Origin of the sequence: Microcystis sp. M090S1, from assembly GCF_020246295.1 — a bacterium.
GTDB classification, from domain to species: domain Bacteria; phylum Cyanobacteriota; class Cyanobacteriia; order Cyanobacteriales; family Microcystaceae; genus Microcystis; species Microcystis aeruginosa.
On sequence record NZ_JADBTF010000285.1, the window covers coordinates 1 to 6,317 of the forward strand.

1 protein-coding gene is annotated in these 6,317 nt (G+C 38.6%); it reads left to right on the forward strand.

Annotation, left to right across the window (positions count from 1 at the left end; translation table 11 throughout):
* The first annotated feature begins 91 nt into the window (after positions 1–91).
* Positions 92–6,043 (forward strand): putative Ig domain-containing protein, encoded by a 5,952-nt coding sequence (locus IM477_RS12505; protein ID WP_287731992.1) that lies wholly within the window; start codon positions 92–94, stop codon positions 6,041–6,043.
* Positions 6,044–6,317: the final 274 nt, after the last annotated feature.

Consider the following 6,317-nt stretch of genomic DNA (forward strand, 5'->3'; position numbering starts at 1 on the left):
AAATGTATCTGGATACACGCCACACAAGCGTTTGAACTCTGTTGGCTTTAAAGTTTTTACTTGTTCGTAATTCATCTTTCAATCTTAACTCTTGGACTATTTTATCCTATTTTGTCTAGACTTATGCAAGAGATCTATTGTCAGGGAAATTGTAACCACAGATTATAAACAAACATTTCCTAAAGGATTACCCGGTAGCATTGCTAGTCCAGATTTTTATACTGTAAAACTCAAAGCAGGAGAAACTGTTAGTAACATCAATTTTGGCAACCAAAAAATTGATCAACCTATCCCCAATCAGGCTCCCGTATTCACTAGCACAGCGCCTCAAACTGCCCAAATAGGACAATTATTAACCTATCGAGCCACTGCTACCGATGCCAATAATGACAGGTTAACCTATAGCTTACTCAATCAACCTGAAGGCATGGCAGTTGATGCAGAAACTGGTAGCTTAATTTGGCAACCAAAACAAAATCAAATCGGTAATAATCGAGTAGTTTTGCGAGTCTCTGACGGTAAAGGAGGCATTGCCACTCAAGAATTTTTCCTCAATACTAAAGGTATTAACACCCCACCGCAAATTATCTCCTCTCCTAACACCGTTACCCTGATTAATAATACCTACAGCTATGAAGTAAGAGCCACTGATTTTGATAATGATACCCTGACCTATAGCCTAATTAATCCCCCGGAAGGGATGACCATTAATACCAATACTGGACTAATAGCATATACCCCTACTAACTTAGGAAAACAAACCGTTGAAATCAAAGTTAGCGATGGTTTTGGTGGGACTAACACCCAATCCTATCAATTACAAGTTTTAGCTACATTAGACAACAACTTACCTAGTATTACCAGCACACCTAAAATCATCATTGGTGCTGGGGGATTATATCAATACGATGTCGAGGCTAATGATCCCGAAAATACCGCTATTAGCTACAATTTAACGGTTAAACCCAATGGGATGACTATTGATGCAAATACAGGTTTAATTACTTGGCAAACTCAAGCAGTAACTAACGGTGATTTTCAAGTTACAGTCACAGCGACGGATGCAGATGGTGGAATTGCCTATCAAAATTACTATATCCGAGTTACTCCTAATCAAGCACCGATTATTAATTCTCAGCCGTTAGAATTAGCTCAATTAGGCGTTACTTACAAATATGATGTCATTGCCAAAGATGCAGATAATGACGCTTTAACCTATAATCTCTTACAGGCTCCTCAAGGTTTAACTATTGATCAATTTGGCCGTATTCGTTGGCAATCTGCATCCCAAAATCAAGGTATTTATCCTGTGACGATTCAAGTCAGCGATGGACGCGGGGGAATCACCACTCAAACCTATAACTTAACCCTTAGCAATAATGATATTACTAATCCGGTAGTGGAATTAGGCTTTAATAGTAACCTGATTAATATTGGTCAAAGTATTAATTTCCAAGTTCGAGCAACGGATAATATCGAAGTTAAAACCCTCACTTTGACGGCTAATACAACTCCGCTAACTCTTAATCCTAATAGTCCCAATGGACAAATTAATACTGCCACTTTTGTCGGTCAAAAAGCAGGAGTTTATCAAATTGTTGCTACTGCTACCGATGCAGCCGGTAATCAGGATACAGAAACAATTGAAGTGCGGGTACTTGATCCCAGTGATACTGAAGCACCTGTTGTTGAAATTAACAAAACTAACTTAGAAGCCACCCAAGGCATTATCAAGTCACCTACAGATATTATTGCTACCGTCACAGATGATAACCTCGAATTTTATCGAGTGGAAATTGCCCCGATTGAAGCAGTTGATTTAAGCAATATCGGGGAAAATGATCCAGATTATACTTTATTGACAAAAGGCACTAAGAATGTTACTAATCAGCAGGTAGCTAATCTAGATCCTCGTTTGTTAGCAAATGGAAGTTATCTAATAAAAATTACCGCTTTTGATTTTAGTGGTAATGGTAATGTTCAAGGCGTTATTTTAAATGTGACAGGACAAAATAAACCGGGTGACTTTTCTTTAGAATATACCGACCTATCTATTCCTTTAACTGGTATTCCCATTGAAATTGTCCGTCGTTATAATAGCTTAGAAAGTGCAAGCCAAGGAGATTTTGGCTATGGTTGGGATTTAGGTTTACAAGATGCTAAAATTGTCGAGTCTTCCCCTGATGGACGAGATTTGAGTCAAGATGATTTCTTTGGCGGTAATAGTTTTACTATTGGTACTCGTGTAACTCTTAATACCCCTGATGGTAGAAGGGTTAGTTTTACATTCAATCCTGTGGTTTCTAGTGCTGGTTTATTAGGTGCAGTATATGCTCCCAGTTTCACCCCTGATGCTGGTGTATTTGATAAATTGGAAGTAGAAAACACTCCGTTAAGTATTCGTAGTAATGGTAGTGTAGGGTTATATTTATTTGGTTTTACCTATAATCCCTCGCAATATAAATTAACCACCAAAGACGGCACGGTTTATAAGTATGATCAGAATTTTGGTTTAATTGATGTCACCGACAGAAATGGCAATAAATTAACCTTCTCCGATGAGGGTATTATTAGCTCAACGGGTGCTGAAATTGACTTTATTCGAGATGCTCAAGGTCGCATTACTGAAATTATTGATCCTGATGGTAAGTCTATTAAATATGTTTATGATAGCAACGGTGATTTAATTGAGGTGATTGACCGCACTAATAACACCACCGAGCTAGTTTATGATGACCCCAATCGTCAACACTTCTTAACAGAAATTATTGATCCCTTGGGACGCAGTGCGACTCGTACAGAGTATGACGATAAAGGACAGATTAGCAAGATTATTGACGCTAACGGTAATGAATTAAATATCGCCTTTAATAATGCTACTAATAGCCAAACCATTCGAGATCCTTTTGGTAATAATATTACCCGGGTTTTTGATGCTCAGGGTAACGTCATTCAAGAAGTTGATCAATTAGGGGGCATTACTTTACGCACTTACGATGAAGATAATAACCTGTTAAGTGAAACCGATCCCGAAGGTAATATCACCAGTTATACCTATGATAGTCGAGGTAATAAGCTGACAGAAACCGATGGGGAAGGTAACACAAAAACCTTTACTTATAACCAAAGTAACGACATCTTGACAGAGACTACTGCTTTAGGTTTTGTCACCACTTACACCTATGATAATAACGGTAATCTCACTAAACGGAAAGACACAGAAAGCAATGTTACTGAATATAAATATGACTCCTTGGGACTTTTAACTACTGTCACCGATGCTAATGGTAAAATTAGTAACTTTAAGTATGATAATCGTGGTAACTTAACTGAATTAACCGATCCTACGGGAGCAAAAACCACCTTTACCTATGATAGTAATGGACGAGTAGCGAGTGTTACTGATGCTTTAGGTGCTATTACTAATTATATCTATGATGCTCAAGGGCGCTTGATTGAAAAAGCTGATCCTGAAGGGAGTAGTTGTGGTTGTGCAAGGGGTATTACTAAAACCGAATATAACGCCGCTGGGGAAAAAGTAGCAGAAATAGACGCATTAGGAAGACGCACAGAATACCGTTATAATGATCGTGGTTTATTGATTGAAACCATCTTACCTGATAGCACTCCTGATAATTTAAGCAATAACCCGCGTACCCAAAATGAATACGACGCTTTAGATCGTTTAACGGGTTTTATTGATGAATTAGGACGTAAAACTATCTATATTTATGATGCTTTAGGGCGAGAAATTGAAGTAATTTATCCTGATAGTACCCCTGACAATTTAACTGATAATCCCCGCACTAAGAAAGAATACGATAAAGCTGGGCGAAAAATTGCCGAAATTGACGAATTGGGTAATCGTACCGAATATGACTATGATAAGAGTGATCGCCTTTTAACTGTTACTAATGCCCTCAATCAAATTACTAGCTATAATTATGATGCAGACGGGCGACAAATTGCCAAAACAGATGCGTTAGGGCGCATCACTGAGTATGATTATGACGAGCTTGATCGCCTTCTTACCACAACTTATGCTAATAATGCGGTAATGACTACCACTTATGATCCTTTAGGACGAGTGATAGCAGAAACAGATTTAGCAGGAAATACCACTAATTATGAATATGACGCTTTAGGAAGACTAACGGCGGTAATTGATGCTTTAAATCAACGCACTGAGTATAAATATGACTTAGTGGGTAATTTAATCGAGCAAAAAGACGCAAATGGTAACATCACTAAGTTTGAATATGACAGTTTACGCCGTCTAAAAGCTACCATCTTACCTGGTGGACAACGTAACGAGACAATTCACGATAAAATCGGTAATTTAATCAAAGTAACTGACTTTAACGGAGCAGTCACCACCTATAAATATAATGAGCGTAATTGGTTAACGGAAAAATCCTTCTCTGATGGTACAGCTACGGAAACCTTTACCTATACCTTGACGGGGGAATTAGCTACCGTTATCGATAACCGAGGGATGACAAATTATGTTTATGATGAGCGTGACAGATTAATTAGTCGTACCGAACCCGATAACCGTACTATTAGCTATACTTACGACAAGGCTAGTAATATTCTTACCTTAACCGTACCTTCAGGCACAACTACTTATACTTATGATGCGTTGAATCGCCTTGATACTGTTAAAGATGCGGATAATGGAGTAACAGACTACGATTATGATGCGGTGGGTAATTTGATTAAAACAGTCTTCCCCAATGGGGTGATTGAAAATCAACAATATGACTTATTAAATCGCTTAACCTACCTCGAAAACCGCAACTCTACGGGTATTATTTCTAGTTATGCTTATACCCTAGATGCGATGGGTAATCGGGTGAAAGTGGTAGAAAATGATGGTCGTACAGTGGAGTACACCTATGACAATCTCTATCGTTTAACTCAAGAGAAAATTACTGACACTGTAGCAGGTAACAAAACGATTACTTATAGTTTTGATGCAGTAGGAAATCGTTTAGAAAAAGTCGATTCAGTGGCAGGTAAAACTACCTATAACTATGATAAAAACGACAGATTATTAAAAGAAATCCTTGGCGGAAATATTACCCAATATCAATACGATGATAAGGGTAATCTCCTTGCTAAGGTAGAAGATGGCGCAACTACCACTAATTATGAGTGGAATGCTAAGGGTGAATTAACCGCGGTAGAAGTCACGGAAAACGGCGAAACCGGACGTATCGAGTTTGAATATGATCATAATGGTATCCGAGTGGCGATTGATGTGGATGGTGAGGTGACTCGCTTCTTAATTGACAATAATCAACAGCAATACGCCCAAGTGATTGAGGAATATCAAACTAATGGTACAGTTAATACTACCTATACTCACGGTTGGGATTTAATCTCTCAAGATGACGGTGCAAATCGGATTTACTATCAAGTGGATGGTTTAGGTAGCACTCGTTTAATGACGGGTAATAATGGTTCTGTTATCGTAGAATATGATTATGATGCTTATGGTAATTTAACCCGTAAAGTCGGGGATGCGGAGAATAATTATCTGTTTGCTGGTGAGCAGTTTGATGATGCGGTAGATGGTTATTATTTACGAGCAAGGTATTATGATCCTAATACAGGGCGTTTTGCTTCCGTTGATCCGTTTGAGGGTTTCAATAATCAACCGATAACCTTGCATGATTATTTATACGCTGGGGTTAATCCGGTAAATGCGATCGATCCTAGTGGGGAAGCAGCCTTGATAGAATTTAGTACGCTTACTGGGAAGATTGCTTTTGCTGCATTTTTAGGGGCTACATATGGAATAGTTGGGAAAGTGACTTGTGTAGCAGCTTCAGGAGAAACAATTACACTTGAAGAAATTGCAATTGCAGGACTTTTTGGAGCGGCAGTGCCCGTTATCATCGGCCTAGTTACTGCATCACTTAGCATAGGTGCTTACAGTTTTCTGTGGACAACAAAAATTAATCCTTTTATTGTAAAGCCTGCTACTGGTGCTCTATTAGGATGCGACTATATTGACATTATTGTAAATATTGTCTAAATGCTCAGATCTTGTAGGGTGCGTTAGGCGGCGATAATCTCTGTTAAAAAACCTCAATTAACAATCCGCCGTAACGCACCAACTTCATCATTAAATTGGTGCGTTACGCTTTGGCTAACGCACCCTACGATTTATGTTTTTGTTTGCGGCGATAATCTCTGATAAAAAACCTCAATTAACAATCCGCCGTAACGCACCAACTTCATCATTAAATTGGTGCGTTACGCTTTGGCTAACGCACCCTACGATTTATGTTTTTGTTTGTGGCAATAAT